Source organism: Commensalibacter nepenthis (assembly GCF_029953305.1).
In the GTDB taxonomy this organism is placed as follows: domain Bacteria; phylum Pseudomonadota; class Alphaproteobacteria; order Acetobacterales; family Acetobacteraceae; genus Commensalibacter; species Commensalibacter nepenthis.
On record NZ_JASBAN010000001.1, the window covers coordinates 682,990 to 699,669 of the forward strand.

13 protein-coding genes are annotated in these 16,680 nt (G+C 38.8%); 5 read left to right on the forward strand and 8 right to left on the reverse strand.

What is annotated here, in order from left to right; genetic code table 11:
- Positions 1 to 39 precede the first annotated feature (39 nt).
- A complete protein-coding gene (locus tag QJV33_RS03130; protein ID WP_281461954.1) occupies positions 40 to 2,124 on the reverse strand; it encodes a protein-disulfide reductase DsbD family protein in 2,085 nt (694 codons plus the stop codon).
- Positions 2,125 to 2,225: 101 nt separating this feature from the next.
- Here QJV33_RS03130 and hrpB point away from each other — a divergent pair, with 101 nt between their 5' ends.
- The 4 genes from hrpB (at position 2,226) to QJV33_RS03150 (ending at position 8,428) form a co-directional block, all read left to right on the forward strand.
- Positions 2,226 to 4,709: an ATP-dependent helicase HrpB gene (gene hrpB, locus QJV33_RS03135; RefSeq protein ID WP_281461955.1), complete on the forward strand. Its 2,484-nt coding sequence runs from the start codon at positions 2,226 to 2,228 to the stop codon at positions 4,707 to 4,709.
- Positions 4,709 to 5,956, forward strand: coding sequence for a S1C family serine protease (locus tag QJV33_RS03140; protein ID WP_408869646.1), 1,248 nt, complete (start codon positions 4,709 to 4,711; stop codon positions 5,954 to 5,956). The genes hrpB and QJV33_RS03140 overlap by 1 nt, the downstream gene beginning before the upstream one ends.
- Before the next feature lie 237 nt (positions 5,957 to 6,193).
- Positions 6,194 to 7,243 (forward strand): transporter, encoded by a 1,050-nt coding sequence (locus QJV33_RS03145; RefSeq protein ID WP_281461956.1) that lies wholly within the window; start codon positions 6,194 to 6,196, stop codon positions 7,241 to 7,243.
- Positions 7,244 to 7,423: 180 nt separating this feature from the next.
- Positions 7,424 to 8,428, forward strand: a complete 1,005-nt coding sequence (locus QJV33_RS03150; RefSeq protein ID WP_281461957.1) for a transporter — start codon at positions 7,424 to 7,426, stop codon at positions 8,426 to 8,428.
- 7 nt (positions 8,429 to 8,435) lie between these two features.
- Here the strand turns inward: QJV33_RS03150 and QJV33_RS03155 are convergent, their stop codons facing one another.
- From QJV33_RS03155 to QJV33_RS03180, 6 genes are all read right to left on the reverse strand, one after another.
- Positions 8,436 to 8,828: a DUF3293 domain-containing protein gene (locus QJV33_RS03155; RefSeq protein ID WP_281461958.1), complete on the reverse strand. Its 393-nt coding sequence runs from the start codon at positions 8,826 to 8,828 to the stop codon at positions 8,436 to 8,438.
- A 5-nt stretch (positions 8,829 to 8,833) separates the two neighbouring features.
- Positions 8,834 to 9,988 (reverse strand): rod shape-determining protein RodA, encoded by a 1,155-nt coding sequence (gene rodA, locus QJV33_RS03160; protein WP_281461959.1) that lies wholly within the window; start codon positions 9,986 to 9,988, stop codon positions 8,834 to 8,836.
- A 45-nt stretch (positions 9,989 to 10,033) separates the two neighbouring features.
- The gene (mrdA, locus tag QJV33_RS03165) at positions 10,034 to 11,968 is read right to left on the reverse strand and encodes a penicillin-binding protein 2 (protein ID WP_281461960.1); all 1,935 of its coding nucleotides are present in this window, start codon (positions 11,966 to 11,968) and stop codon (positions 10,034 to 10,036) included.
- A 14-nt stretch (positions 11,969 to 11,982) separates the two neighbouring features.
- Positions 11,983 to 12,561, reverse strand: a complete 579-nt coding sequence (locus tag QJV33_RS03170; RefSeq protein ID WP_281461961.1) for a hypothetical protein — start codon at positions 12,559 to 12,561, stop codon at positions 11,983 to 11,985.
- Positions 12,561 to 13,472: a rod shape-determining protein MreC gene (mreC, locus tag QJV33_RS03175; RefSeq protein ID WP_281461962.1), complete on the reverse strand. Its 912-nt coding sequence runs from the start codon at positions 13,470 to 13,472 to the stop codon at positions 12,561 to 12,563. Before mreC ends, QJV33_RS03170 begins: the two co-directional genes overlap by 1 nt.
- Before the next feature lie 108 nt (positions 13,473 to 13,580).
- Entirely contained in the window at positions 13,581 to 14,624 is a 1,044-nt protein-coding gene (locus QJV33_RS03180) for a rod shape-determining protein (protein ID WP_281461963.1), read from the reverse strand.
- A gap of 526 nt (positions 14,625 to 15,150) precedes the next feature.
- On the opposite strand from QJV33_RS03180, the gene QJV33_RS03185 reads away from it, so the two are divergent.
- Positions 15,151 to 15,426: a hypothetical protein gene (locus QJV33_RS03185; protein WP_271789214.1), complete on the forward strand. Its 276-nt coding sequence runs from the start codon at positions 15,151 to 15,153 to the stop codon at positions 15,424 to 15,426.
- A 185-nt stretch (positions 15,427 to 15,611) separates the two neighbouring features.
- On the opposite strand, the gene QJV33_RS03190 is transcribed toward QJV33_RS03185, so the two are convergent.
- Positions 15,612 to 16,526, reverse strand: coding sequence for an N-acetylmuramoyl-L-alanine amidase family protein (locus QJV33_RS03190; RefSeq protein WP_281461964.1), 915 nt, complete (start codon positions 16,524 to 16,526; stop codon positions 15,612 to 15,614).
- Positions 16,527 to 16,680: the final 154 nt, after the last annotated feature.

Below are 16,680 nucleotides of genomic sequence, written 5' to 3' on the forward strand. Positions count from 1 at the left end.
AGTATACGGTATTAATTATATTAATAATCTTGCATTACTCTATCGTTTAGGATCAAATAGATAATCTATAACAATTTGAGGTGTCAAAATCTGTGGCAATATCTTTGGTTTACCCTCGGCTGGATAATAAATATATAACGGTACTCCTTCTCGCCCATGTGCTTTTAAGAAATCACCAATCGATTTATCATATTGCGTCCAGTCCCCAACCATATAGGTAATATGATGATTTTTAAATGCTTTTTGAACTTTTTCAGAAGACAAAGCGACTTTATCATTCACCATACAGGTTAGACACCAAGAAGCCGTCATATTGATAAACACAGGCTTATGTTCTCTACGAAGTTCCTCCAGTTTTTGTTCCGAAAACGGTATTGCATCCTCTTTGATACTTGCAATGGATAGTGTTGGATCATCATGAACAAAGAAATAAAAACCACCGCCTAATAAACCAATAATCAATAAAATCAGCACGCCAATGAAATTACGAAAAATACGATAGGTTCCTTGCATATACAATTGTTGGATTAATCCAATCCCCCAAGCTATAAATCCTAGTCCAACAAATCCCGTTAATAGTATCAAAAAACTCATTGGTTGTTGATGTTGATACACGACCCAAGCCAACCATAAACAACTGAGCAATAACGGAAATGCCAAGAATTGCTTGAGAATATCCATCCATAATCCTGGACGAGGCAAAATTCGAGCAAAAGAAGGAATACAGGCAAATAGAACATAAGGCAGAGCCAACCCCAGTCCCATACCAATAAAAATTAAAATGCTGATCCATAACGGTGCATTTAAAGCCCCCGCAATCGCAATGCCCATAAAGGGTGCTGTGCAAGGCGTTGCAACCAACACTGCCAATAATCCAGTAAAGAAATCAGAAATATACCCAATAGTTTTATTATTTAAACTAACACTATTTAAGGATAATTGAACATTAAATACGCCAAGAAAATTCAAAGCAATTACAAATAAAAGCCAGCATAATAAGACCACAAATCCCACCGATTGGAATTGAAACCCCCATCCGAATTGAGATCCGATCCAACGCAAACCAACAAAAGCAAGCGCCATCGCGACGAAACTGCATAATATCCCTGCTGTATAAGCAAAACTGCTTTTATAACGCATCGTAATATGATCTTGACCGATGCGGCTGAGCGATAACAATTTCATAGCAATGACAGGAAAAACACAAGGCATCAGATTTAACAAAATCCCACCCAGAAAAGCACTGCCAATCAAAATGAATAGACCTGTTGGTTGTTTTGCTGATGTAGGTAAAGAAGCCACCGAGGCTTGAACAGAAAAATGCTTAATTTTTTGATGCTCATCTTGTATGGCTAGAATTCCACCAAGTGGCTTTGAAGCATCAAGCTGATGAAGCGGTTTTAAACCAAGCGTTAACAACCCTGGTTTAATCATCACTGTTTGTGGTGCTACTTGATCGATCATACCGCTTTTTTCCGGCATGAACCACGCATGTGTCATGTGCAATGGATTGATTTTACCATTTTGAATCCACAACTCCCCAATAGGCGTAATATGCACATCCCAGGGGCTGGGTTGAGGTTTTTGGGATAAAGCCTGTTGTATTAAAACAGCCTCTTTTGATTCCGATGCTTTACCTTGAGGTAACTCCAAAGCAAACTCACCCTCTTCTGGAATACAAACATCAGCACAAACCAACCATCTGGCTTTTAGTTTCAATTTTAAAGATTTATTCATCTGATCTTGAGGCACAGACATTTTGAAAGGTAAAATCACGTCCCCTTTATAAATATAAGACATTAAGCCATTTTCAGATAATGGTTCTGGAGAAGGCCATTCAATTTTACCTTCCTGTGCTTTAGGATCATCATTCACTGTAACAAAAACGGATGCAGGCTCGCCCGCATCACCAGGATTAATCCAATAAGTATGCCATTTAGGATCTAATTTTATTCGTAACCCTAATGTTAACTCTTTACGCCCATCATAAGTGTCGCTGTCTGATAGAATAGTCGTTTGATCGTGTTTATTAATGACTGCATTAGTTTCTTTGGCTAAAATAGAATATGGACTTAGGGTTATTAATCCAATAACCAAAAGAAAAAACAATAACCACGCACGCAATGAAACTATCCTTTGATAAATAATATTTTGTCTTTTATATAAGAAGATAAAGATAAATCCGTTATAAAATTTCTTCTCAATATTTTACCTTCACGAATTCTATGTTTAGTATATCAAATATTTCGCTACCTATCCAACACACTCTGCCAGAAGTCTACGAATATTTGAATCAACATTCGAATGTGATCTTGGTTGCCCCGCCTGGCACTGGGAAAACAAGCCTTGTTCCTTTGGCTTTATTGGATGCACCTTGGAAACGAGGCAAGAAACTAATTATGCTAGAGCCTCGCCGTATTGCAACGCGAGCAGCAGCAAGGCAAATGTCCCTTCTATTAAACGAAGAGATTGGGCAAAAAATCGGCTATCGAACCCGTATGGACAAAGCCATCAGTGCCAATACGGAAATCGAAGTGGTTACTCAAGGGTTATTTTTACGACATTTATTAAACAATCCTCTTTTAGAGGATGTGGCAGGCATTCTATTTGATGAAATCCATGAACGTTCACTAGACGCCGATTTATGTTTAGGACTATGTCGTAATTTACAACAAAATCTACGCCCCGATCTACACCTTATTGCTATGTCCGCAACACCTTCATTGAAAAATCTTCAAGAGATTCTGCAATGCGATATTATTGAAAGCAAGACTGCATATTATACTATTACAACACATCATCGTAAAAGAGATTTAACCCATATCAGAGAGCTTCCCTCTGTCATGGCGGCACAGATTACTGAAGCTTATCGAGAAGAAAAAGGAAATATTCTTGCCTTTTTACCTGGTACTGGGGAAATCCATAAAACAATTGGTTTATTAAACCTTCCTAATGCTGAAATTCTTCCTCTTTACGGCGATTTACCAGCAACAGAACAAGATAAGGTCTTGCGACCCGTAACGCCACAAACACCACGACGTATTGTGTTAGCCACTTCTATTGCCGAAACCTCTTTGACCGTTCCAGGCGTGCGCATTGTTATTGATGGTGGCTATCGCAGATTACCACAACTGAACGCAGATACAGGATTAACACGACTGCAAACACAACGAATTTCCAAAGCCGCCGCAACACAGCGTGCTGGACGTGCTGGACGTGAAGACGCAGGTGTTGTGTATAAATTATGGACGGCTGCTACAGAACGCAGCCTAGCTTTACATGATCGCCCTGAAATACTCGAAGCTGAGCTCAGCGAGTTTTTACTTGTCTGTCAAACATGGTCAGATATTATGGGAACAAACATCTCAGAACTTCCATTCCCTGACAAGCCTTCTGTTGGGGTGTTAAAAGCTGCTAAAGAACTTTTAACTCTTTTAGGATGCTTAAATTCTAAAGGGCACATTACTGATTTTGGTCAAAAAGTTGCACAATTTGGCGCCCATCCCCGATTGGCCAGCATGATGTTAAGCGCACAATCAAACGAGGAAAAAGCCTTGGCTGCTGATATCTCTGCACTTTTGGAAGAACGAGACCCTTTGCGTCACGAGGAACCTGCATCTGTTGATATTCTGTCTCGTTTAAAATGGATGCGTCAACAACCCACTTCAAAAAATGACCAAGAGTTATGGCATCGCATTCGTAAGATCAGTCAAGATTACCGTAACAGATTACGTATCTCTGCCACTCAACCCCCTGCACTTAACCCATCTTTGCTTATTTGTGCTGGGTTTCCTGATCGTTTGGCTCAAAGACGAAGTGAAATTGGGTCTTTTCGATTGGCTGGCGGCGGTGCAGCCCACCTATCCCCTCAAGATCCTTTTGCCAAAGAAAGCCTGCTGGCGGTTGCAAGTGTTCACGTGAATAAGCGCACTAATATTTGCTTGGCTTTCCCCGTCCAATTACAAGCATTATCGCATTTAATCGAACAGCGCTCTGAAATTGAACAAGAAACGACATTAGACAGCATCAGTGGCAAAGTCATCCTACGGGAACGTCTTAAATTTGGCAGACTAACTTTACAAGACCGCAATGTTCCTGCTTCAACGAAAGAAGCTGTGCCTGTCTTGCTACACTATATTGCCAATAATTTATCAAAGGCCCTTGATTGGAATGAACAAAGCAAACAGTTACAAGCCAGATATAGGCTTGCTCAATCTGATTTCGGCTTTTCAGCTTTACCCAATTTATCCAATGAAGCCTTGGTGAAAACATGTGAAGAATGGCTTTTACCTTGGATGAATGGCATTACTAATCTTACAGAAGTAAAGCAACTCAATGTCTCAGAAATGCTAGAAGCCTATCTGGGATATATAATCTGTCAGGAACTGAACAAGCTCTTACCTAAATTCATATTATTGAATACTCATAAAATTTATATTGATTATACACAATCAAGACCTACAATTTCTGCACCTGCAAAATATTTTTATGGTATAAATAGCACTCCCTGCATTGCCAACGGGGAAATTACATTACAATGTTGTTTATTATCTCCTGCTAATCGTCCACAAGCGATTACCAGTGATCTACACAGTTTTTGGAACGAAGGATGGAAAGATATGAGAAAAGATATGAAAGGACGGTATCCAAAACATCACTGGCCAGAAAACCCAGGAAGCATTTCTTCTGTAATAAAGCAAAAATCCTAATGAAAATGTTTAAATTAACATCAATTCCTCATTCTCATATAGCTTATAAAACTATCTTATTGATAGGAGCAGCAAGCATTCTGACTGCATTATATATGCGTTCTGCCGACGCACAGGAACAAGAGGCAAACACCAACATTGTCAAGCAAAGCACTGCTCCTGCTCCTGCTCCTGCTCCTGCTCCTGCTCCTGCTCCTGCTCCTGCTCCTGAAAAACATATTCCTTCTGATGAATTAGCAAAGACCTCACCATTATTAGTGGAGTATGGTCCTTTAACCTTTTCCCCTTTGGTAAAAAAAGTTGTTCCAGCGGTTGTTAATATTGCTGTTTCTCAAAATGTTCCTATTAAACACCCCAAAAAAATTGTTATTCCTCCTTCAGTCAGAGGAACACCCTTAGAAAAAGAATTCAGACAAAGACAACATCAACAACAGCAAAAAATAACAGAAGCAGGTTCAGGTTTTATTGTTGACCCCAGCGGAATTATTGTGACCAATACACATGTCATCGGTGATTCAACCGATATTACCGTGTCTTTACAAGATGGAACACAATTTCCTGCTTCGGTTATCGGAAATGACTCTTTGACAGATATTGCCGTGATTAAGATTAATGCCCCCCATCCTTTACCCTATGTCAAATGGGGAGACAGCAAAAAGGTAGAAGTGGGCGATTGGATCTTAACCACAGGAAACCCTTTTGGATTAGGTTCCTCTGTCACAGCTGGAATTGTTTCTGCGCGAGGCAGAGATATTGGATCAGGTCCATTTGATGATTTTTTACAACTTGATGCTCCCATGAATCCTGGCAATTCGGGCGGACCTTCTTTTAATCTGGCAGGACAAGTTATCGCGCTTAATACAGCAATCGTTTCCCCAACGGGCAGCTCTGTCGGAATTGGTTTTGGTATTCCCTCTGAAATTGTTGCTCCAATCGTTACCCAGCTTTGTAAAACAGGATTTATTGATCGTGGATGGCTTGGAGTTACTTTGGGTGATAATGACAGACATGATGGCGTGCGCATTGTTGATATTGATGCCAAGGGTCCTGCTTATGATGCAAAGATCAAAGTTGGGGATCGTATAGAAATGATTAACTCACAACATGTTGATACGGTTCGTACTTTTATGAAAACCGTTGCCATGGCGCATCCAGGTTCAAAAATAGAATTACAAATCAAGCGTAATAAACGAATAATCAATATTATTGCCACGGTTGGGCATCGTCCAAAAGATGCTGATAACTAATTATTGAAAAAAAATACACATTATTTTGATATAAATAGGTATATACATCCCCATAAATTAATATAATAGATAATATTGTGTTGTATATTCACACAAGCTGAGAAAAATAGAATCTATGTGTTTTTTTCATATGGTATTTTTGTTTCATATTCATTAGCTTGATAGATATTCTTCACTATTTAACGATTGCTCATCGTTTCAACCTTATTTTTTTCCCCATTTTTTGGAGACAGGCTGATGCGTTTTTTATTTAAAGACCCCTCACAAATATTATCGTCGAATTATACTCAAAAATTCAAAATTTCTTTTTTATCTATGGGTTTTTTATGCGCATTAGCACCAAGCAGCTACGCTAAATTAACACAACCGTTACCTCCTGAACACCATGATGACAGCGTCAGTATTCTTGATATTCAACGATACACAGGTTCTTTGCTCTCTCCCTCAGGAGCCATCACGCAAGCAGGTGCATTAGCAATCGAGCCATATTTCCAGTCAACTATCAGTCGTGGTGCTTATTTACCAGATGGCCGCGTTAGGAGTAATAAATATCGAACGGATTCTGCAGATAGTTTTGTGATGGTTAAGTATGGTGTAACCAACAATCTAAGTTTTCAAGTCACTCCACAAATCAATTATTACTGGAATGGCAGAACAACATCCAGTACTGTGCATATCTCTGACCTTCCTGTCGAGTTACAATATCGTTGGATTGATCAAAATAATAAAAAATATATCCCCAGCTTTACAACTTACTTAGGTATGAATTTTCCAACTGGAGATTATACCAATCTAGGAAGAGCACTTGACGCAGCGGGAAGTGGTTCCTATGCATTACGCTTTGGCGCACAATCACAGGCTGCTTATAATATCAATAATCATGCTTTACGTGTTCGGTTATGGGGAGTTGCTAGAAAACCCCTTTCATCTGCCGATATTCGCGGAATTAGCAGTTACGGTACTGATATTGGATATAAAGGGAATGCTAAATCTGGTTTATTTGGAAACTGGGGATTCTCTCTGGAATACGGAATTACAAAAGAATGGGTTCTTGCTTTTGACTTCCAATATGATTGGGCAAAGGGCACTCGCATGAGAGGTGCTTATACAAATGGTCCGTTTGAACGCTATGTATCTGCGGCATCACATGATATTCAAGTTGCACCAGCAGTTGAGTATAACTGGACACCCACAATTGGTGCCATTGTTGGGGTCGCATTGACCGTCGATGGACATAACACAAATGATTTTGTACAACCACAGTTCGCTATAAACTTTGCGTTTTAATTTTTAGATATCAAAAAAAGGTCATGATGCATATCAATGGCCTTTCTTGAATTGTATTTATATCAATCATTAAAATGTTATTTCAGCTCTGCTTGAATAATTATAGATAAATATTTGTTTGTTGATTATATCAAGTAAGAATTTAATTCTTCTAAAATTATTAATTACCAGGGACTTTATATGATATCTATCCACAAATATCGCTATGTAATATATGTTCAAATTCTTTGTATCGCTCTTTATACAATCCTGACACATGCCTATGCTCAAGTGACTGCCCCTTCTCAGCAAACCACTGATATTTTGAGCGAGCAACGTTATACTGGCTCTTTACTATCTCCATCTGGTGCTATGGCAAAAGCAGGCTCATTGGCTATAGAACCTTATGCCCAAATAACAATCAGTCGTGGTAAATATCTATCAAATGGCAGCGTGCAAAATAATAGAAACAGAACAGATAATTTTATTAATTTTACTTTGATTAAATACGCTGTTACCAATCATTTTTCTGTTCAAAGCACTCCTCAGATCCGATATGCATGGAATGGACGAACCACCGCCAGCAGTTTACATTTTGGAGATTTACCTATTGAATTACAATATCGCTGGATCGATCAAAATAACCCAAAATACATCCCCAGTTTAACAACGATCTTAGGAATGACTTTTCCAACTGGCAATTACTCTAATCTAGGACGCACATTGGATGGTGTTGGTAATGGAACATACGCTGTCCGTTTTGGGTTACAGTCTCAGGCTGCTTATAAAATATTCAACCGAGCATTACGTATTCGTGTTTGGGGAGTTGGCAGACAACCGTTAAATTCCGCTGATATTAAAAATATTAGCAATTATGGCACTTCCTTAGGATATAAAGGAAACGCTAGACCTGGATTATTTGGTAATACTGGCTTTTCTGTTGAGTACGGTTTTAATAAAGAATGGTTATTTTCATTTGATTTCGTTTATGACTGGGCTCGAGGCACCAGAATGCGAGGCATCGATAAAAATGCTATTTATAATCGCCATATCACTGGGGCATCTCATGATATTCAACTCGCACCTGCTATTGAATATAATTGGTCACCAACGATCGGAGCCATTGTAGGAACAGCATTGACCGTCAACGGACATAACACGAATGATTTTGTCCAACCTCAATTTGCAATTATGATGATGTTCTAATTGATTATTAAGCTAGAAAAATCAGTTTTGACAAACGTTGATAACGTATCAATACAATCGCATTCTGACGAAATTTTCTAGCTAAAACCAATGCCTTTGACAAAGAGATCACAACCATAAAAAGAGGTTCTGAAACCTCTTTTAAAGACCCTTTCCCCATAAAATATTCATATTGCTTTATTTCTTGTTCCAACCTTCGCATCATTTTTATATTCCACCCCAAGGGTCTTAATCGTCCTCCAGGATTGTATGCACTCAACATAATTAAAGTTGATTTGTGTAATTTATGAGGAATACCCTCAGGATATTGATCAATTCTGGTCATCACTGATCCAGCTTGATAGAGACTTTGTTTATAAGCAACATTTACTGCTGGCGTCGGTGGCAATATATTTGGCACTTTGATTACTCTTTGCTCTTTTTTTCCATACCAAAAGTCGAATCCCTATGAACTTGCACCGACAATAATAATCCAAACCCGAACATCACTGTCAACATCGCCGACCCACCATAAGACACCATTGGTAATGGCACACCCCCAACAGGAATAGCCCCCATCACCATTGAAAGATTAACTGCACAGTAAAAGAAAAAATTCATTGTTAGTCCCAATGCTAACAAACGCCCAAATTGATTCTTGGAACGGATCGCAAAAATCATTCCACCTAGAATAATCAATAATAGTAACCCAATAATACAAATACCACCGACAAATCCCCATTCCTCTGATAGCATGGTAAAAATAAAATCAGTCTGTTTTTCAGGTAGGAAATTGAGTTGTGCTTGGGTTCCATGTAAAAAACCCTGACCCCACATTCCACCAGACCCCAAAGCAATCTTAGATTGAATAATATTATATCCTGCTCCTAACGGATCATTTTCTGGATGTAGGAATGTTGTAATTCTTGCTTTTTGATAATCATGTAAATGATTATAAATAAACTCAAACGCAAAAGGTATAGGACAAACCAATAAAAGAATTAACCATAAACGCATTCCAGCAGCAAAAAAAATAGATGCTCCAATACACCCCACAATGACAGCGGTTCCTAAATTGGGCTCTTTTAAAATTAAAACAACGGGAAGCAATACTAAAAATGCTGGAATAATCAACCGTAAAGGATTCCCCATTTGCTTCCAGCTGATTTTATGAAACCAAGTTGCCAGTAATAAAACCAACCCAATTTTCATTAACTCCGATGGTTGTAAAGCAATACCACCAATCACAATCCAACGTTCTGCACCTTTGCCCACATGCCCCATATGCAAAACCGCTAATAACAACGCAATCCCCACGCCATATAAAGGCCACGCGAGTTTCGCCAAAAACCTTAAAGGCGTTACGGCTACCGAGATCATCACAATAAACCCCACGGCAAAACGCATCATCTGTGGACGAGCATACGGATAGTCCGCACCACCCGCAGCCGAATAAAGCGCAATATAGCCAACACCTGCCAACAAACAAATCAGCCCAACATATAACCAATTAATACGCCATAATTTCCCTAATATCTTCAGATTTGGCTCTGCTCTTAGTAAACGTTTTTCAAAAACCATTTATTTCACTCTATAATAAAGAAATTAGATAAAGCGTATCAATATTCATTGATCTGAAGATTTTGGCTGTTTTGTATCTTCTTGTTCTTCTGGTTGAGTATAATCTGTTCTTTTCGCTTTATTTGCAGGATCTCGTTGCAGCGTTTTTAACATAATATTTTTCGCCAAAGGGGCAGCAACAGAAGCCGCAGCATTCCCATGTTCGACCACAACAGAAATCGCATATTGTGGATTGTCATAAGGCGCAAAACAAATAAATAACGCATGAGGGCGATATTTCCAAGGTAAATTCGCAGAGTTAAAATGCCCACTTTCACGCAATGCCCTTGATACTCTTTTGACCTGAGCCGTTCCTGTTTTTCCAGCTAACAATATACCATTATAATTAATTTTCGCTTTTGCCCCAGACCCTCTGGGTTCATTAACAACCGCATACATTCCAGAACGCACCATTTTTAAAAATTCTGGTTTAATATCAATTGTTTTCCAAAAATCAGGATTTGCTTCTGGAACAAGGCTATGGTCTCTTGCACGAACTAAGTGCGGATTAATCACTTTCCCCGTTGCCATACGGGAAGCATATGTTGCTAATTGTAAAGGCGAAACATGCACAAACCCTTGCCCAATCCCACTGACAATCGTATCCCCAATATTCCAATGATGCCCATGCTTTTCACGCCATGCTGGTGTTGGAATTAACCCAGCTTTGACATGGGTTAATTCAATTGGCAAAGAAACACCCAGCCCTAGTTTTTGACAAGTCTTATGAATTGCTTCCATGCCTGTGCGACGCGCCACTTCATAAAAATACACGTCACAAGAATATTTTAATGCTTCATGAAGATTCAAAGACCCGTGACCATATTTGTTCCAACAATGGAAACGTGTGCCACCATAATCATAATAACCAGGACAATTAATGCGAACATTTTCATTGATGGTTCCCGCTTCCAAAGCTCCTAAACCAACAGCTGGTTTAAATGTTGACCCAGGAGGATACAATCCAGCGACTGCCTTGTCCATCAAAGGATTCCGTTCATCATTCATCCATGCTTTCCATTGTGCATGGCTGACCCCACTATCAAACAAAGACGGATCAAAAGATGGGTTACTGACCATAGCCATTACTTCACCATTTTGACAATTTAACACAACAGCACTGGCAGATTCCTCGCCCACTAAATTGACAACGTCCTGTTGTAGTTGCATATCAACGGTTAGTTGAATATCTTGCCCTTGCAAACTTTCCTTTCTGCCAAGCGTCGTAATAATACGACCGACAGAATCAACTTCTACTTCTACTTCTCCAGCTTTTCCCTGCAACACGTCATCTTGCGTTTTTTCAATACCTGCCCGACCGACACGTATTCCTGGTAACGCCAAAAATGAATTGGCAGCCACGTCTTTTTCATTAGGAGGGGCAACATATCCCACTAGATGTGCCAATAACGGACCCGTTGGGTAAACACGCTTTGTCCCCGTATCAATCAATACACCAGGCAAAGTTGGAGAGTTAACCTCGATCAACGCCATTTCATCCCAAGATAAAAAATCTTTTAACATAATGGGAATAAAACGTCTTTGATGATCGACCGCCCATTGTATACGGGCATAATCATGTTCATCCAACGTAATTAATTGACTAAAACGTTCAATCACATCCGATAAATCGCTTGTTTCTTCGGGTATTAATAATGCTCGCCAACTAATTTTATTGTTCGCAAGCACATCTCCATAACGATCATAAATACTGCCTCTGGGAGGAGATAACAGCCGCCTACTTATCAAATTATTTTTAGCCATTTTGATATATTTATCGCCATCAGTAATTTGTAACTTATAAAGACGGCTGGCAAGTAAAGATAAAATTCCTGTTTGCGTTGCAATCAACAACAAGGCTCTGCGTGTGAATACACGGCGCGATGAATGGACATCTTGTTGTTCTTGTTTACTACCGCGATAGGGCTTCTTTTTTTTCATTTCAACTGTAAAACTTACACTTTCGCAGGATTTGCAATCGTCTGATGAGCCCACGTAAATAAAACGGATAACAATGGATAAATGCCAATTGCAAAAATAATTTCAAACAAAAATGAATAATAAGGCACGATTTTTAAACTGAATGCAGATATTAAAATCCATTGCAACACAAACACCCCCGTTGCAGCAAAAGTAAAAATCAACCAAATTACTAAAAAATTATATTTAACCAAACGAAAACGTTGCGTCACGCCTATGCCATAAACAATCAACAATATTAGAATTACTATTCCCGGCGGGGTAAAATTTAAAAGATCAATGAGTAACCCCAGAAAAAACACCCCAATAGCAGGCATTGATTTCGGTCGATAAATAGACCAAAAATAAACAGAAGAAACGATAATAGCTGGCAATAACTCATTCCTGCCAGGAATATCAAAAGGTATCGATAAAAATAATATCATAAAAATTGAAAAAAGCATCGGTACAAATGAACGAACCAACATATCAATACGTTGGAACCTATTAAATGCTGGTCGTATACCAGGGCTTTTCCGATCATTTATACTATGTGTATTATCTTTCTTTATCATTATTCATTATGTTCCAGCATTGTTGGGCTGGCAACAGGTCCTTGCCTTACTTTTTTATTAGAAGGCATAATTCTGCCTGGTGCATCTGGAGGGGTAACCTCTTTATTCCCATAATCCACAATTCTGACAATTCTAAGGTGATCTAAGGGTAAATAAGGAATAACAACAGGTTGTCCTTTTTTTAAATAATGCACGTATCCAATAGGGATCCCCGCAGGCAAGGTATCGCCCTGCCCCTCAGTTACTACTTTTTCTCCTTCAATAGGATGCTTATCTTCTGGATAGAAAATAAGCCTTGGGTACAAACTGTTATCCCCCGCCATAATCGCTTGAGCATGAGAGTTAGATAAACGTATCGGGATACGACTAGAATCGTCATTGATTAACAATATCCGCGCTGATCTATTCCCAACCTCGGTAACCCTGCCAATTAATCCAAATCCATCCAGTGCAACTTGACCAGGACTTACGGCGTGATCTTCACCCAGCACAACCAAAATTGCTTTGTGATATACCCCACTTACATCCGCGACAACACGCGTTGTTACAAAAGATAATTTGGGATCTGGTATCCAATGTAATTGATTTTTTAACTTCATATTTTCTTCGCTCAGTCCCATTGCAACATGGTACCAACGTCGAAGCTGTATATTTTCTTCTTTTAATTTTTTATTATCTGATGATAAATTTTGAAGATCTTTGAAACTATGTGCAAAATTATATATAAAATTAAAAGGCTCTTCTATTAAAGCATATCCAGGAGCCAAAAAATCTGTCACCTTTAAACGCATTGCTTCTACCAGCTTGGGTTGCGCTTGTCCTATTAACATAACCAAACAAGCCATCACAAACAAAAATGGTAATACTAACTTTGCCAAGCCTTGTTTAACATGAATAGATAAAGGGATCATCTGGACAACCAACAGTTACAGTTGTGTATATTTTAATATATAAATAGTGTGTGTTCGTTCAACACACACTATTCAATTCATATAAATATTTTAACGAACAAAATCAGTTTAATACATTGTTGTTAAAATATTTCTAAGACGTTTCATTTCCTCTAGCGCACGACCGGTTCCAAGCGCAACACAATCCAAAGGATTTTCCGCAAGAATAACTGGCAATCCTGTTGCTTGACGTAAAACATCGTCAAAGCGTGCCAGCAAACTGCCACCGCCCGTTAACATAATCCCTTTATCAACGATGTCAGCAGCCAATTCAGGAGGTGTATTTTCTAGTGCAACAGAGACACCCTCGACAATTTGGGCAATCGGTTCAGCCAAACTATCCGCAATTTGTTCTTGAGACACCAAAACTTCTCTTGGGACACCATTCATCAAATCACGCCCTTTGACTTCACGCCAAGGTCCACCATCAGCAGAAGGTGTTGCAATAGCGGCGCCCAACTCCATTTTAATTTTTTCTGCAGAGCTTTCACCAATCAACAAATTATGATGACGACGGATATAGGCAATAATCGCGTCGTCCATTCTGTCACCACCGACGCGTACAGAACGAGAATAAACAATACCACCTAATGAAATCACTGCGACTTCGGTCGTACCACCACCAATATCAACAATCATGCTGCCAGAAGGCTCCGTTACAGGCAAACCGGCGCCGATTGCAGCAGCCATTGGTTCTTCAATTAATTGAACTCTACGTGCCCCTGCACCTTCTGCGCTTTCTTGAATGGCGCGTCTTTCAACTGCTGTCGATCCGGAAGGCACACAAATAACAATCTGAGGACTGGCAAACATACGACGATTATGCACTTTTTGAATAAAATGCTTAATCATTTCTTCTGCGACTTCAAAATCTGCAATAACCCCATCGCGCATAGGACGAATAGCAGTAATATTACCAGGAGTACGTCCCACCATATTTTTGGCTTCTTCACCCACTGCTAAAACTTGTTTTTTTCCACGAACCTCAGCAATTGCAACCACTGAAGGCTCATTTAAAACTATTCCACGACCTTTGACATACACCAATGTATTAGCAGTTCCAAGATCGATCGCCATGTCTGCAGACATAAAACCGAACAGACGAGAAAACATCCACCACTCCCGACAGCAAAAACTTTATATGCTTTTAATCAAACTTTAATTAATAATTTCTATAATCACGATTTTGAAATAGAAACACCCAGCCCCTAAATTACAAAGCTCTCTCTTGGAATTACCCATTTGCAACGTTCGGGGCAAGCCTTAATCTCATAAAAAGAAAGTTTTTTTTTATTTTTTAAGATTTTCAACTTTAAACATAGCACAACATCAACACTGTTACAAAAAAACAACACAAAAGAGATATAAATATATAAACGCAAATAAATAAAATTTGTAGTCAAATTTTAATAAAAAATTCAAATTCACCAAAACCAAGCCTTGTACTAACACGAAAATAGCTTGTTTCTGATCTTATCAAACCTAATTCTCTTTAATATAGTTTTCAATTTTGTAAAAGAATCGCAATCATTAAGAAAATTATAAAAAAAGAAGCTGCCAAAAATAAACCATTTTGTTATATTAAGTTTACTTAAGTAGTTATCATAAAAGTAAAACTCTAGGAAAGAAAAGAACTAAAATGAAGAAAATTTTAAAGTCTACTTATGCGGGTCTGGCTGTTGTTATTCTTTCAACATCTTTTTTAACTGCATGTGATAATGGATATAGTATGGGCGGACGTGCTGGTACTGGCGCATTAATTGGTGGTGGCACAGGTGCTGCAATTGGTGCGCTTGCTGGTGGCGGTGGCGGTGCTGCAATCGGTGCATTGGCTGGGGGTGCCCTAGGCGCGGGTGTGGGTGCTGCAACAACACCTAACAGACCTAAACAAGGTAACTATAACCAAGGGTACTAGTTCAAATACGATAATTTGACAAAAAAAATCTCTATATAATTTTGGGGACTTAACCAAGACTATATAGAGAAAATAAATTAAAAAGATCCAACAAAACATAAATATTTACTTTATAAATAAAGGTTAAATATCATAAATTGTGTAAATGAAATATATCATTTTCTAACATAAAATCAAATTTTTATTTAACCTGTTAAATGTGTGACGCTTCCCCCTATCGCAAAATATCTATCAATAGCTTGACGCATCGAAGATGCAATCAAGGTTCTATACGCTGCTCTTTTCAAAGATTCCTCATCAACTCGGTTAGACATAAATCCCATCTCCACCAATATAGATGGGATATTAATTGATTTTAAGACCACAAAAGCTGCGTATCTTTTGGGATTTTGTAATAAATTAACACGAGAATGAAAAGAGCGCACAACATTTTGCGCCATCGCAACAGATTCTTTCTTAGTCTCTAACTTTACCAAACTTGCCAAAATTTTTTGCACTGCGGGGGATGCCACATGCACATTCGCCCCCCCATATCTATCCGCATTATTTTCGACCGAAGCCAGTGCCGCAGATTGAGCATCAGAAGCGTGATTGGATAAAGTATAGACGCTCGCCCCTCTAATAGAATGATTATTTAACGCATCCGCATGCATTGAAACAAACAAATTTGCCTTGTTCGATTGAGCAAAATCAACGCGACCATCTAACGGGACAAATTTATCTGCATTCCGCGTTAATTTTACATGATATTTTCCTGTGCGCATTAATTGCTTTGAGAGCTCTACTGCTGTTGCATACGCTATATGTTTTTCATACGTCCCAGAATATCCAACCGCACCAGGGTCTTTACCACCATGTCCCGGATCTAATATTATAACAGGCACATGCGGTTTGGCTCGCCCAACGATTGCGGGGGCTTTGCCTTTTGTGCTTTTATTGGTAGAATGTTTTGCGCTTGTTGAATTTTTCGTCACTTTATCAACCGCAATTGCAATTGATGGCATAAATAAAGCCGCTGATGCTGATAACATAATTCGTCTTGACATCTTGGGGATTGATTTTCTTACAATATCATTACAACTTTTAATGTTATCGTTCATTTTCCTGCTAACACTTTTGACCAATTTAAACTTTCACGACTCTATATTGCCCGATTCTGTTCAAGAATTCAAAAAATCTTTTTGATTAAAAAATCTTTATCGACCTGCAAATAATAAAAAAAACTTTGCGTTACCCTACAATTCTGAGATATTG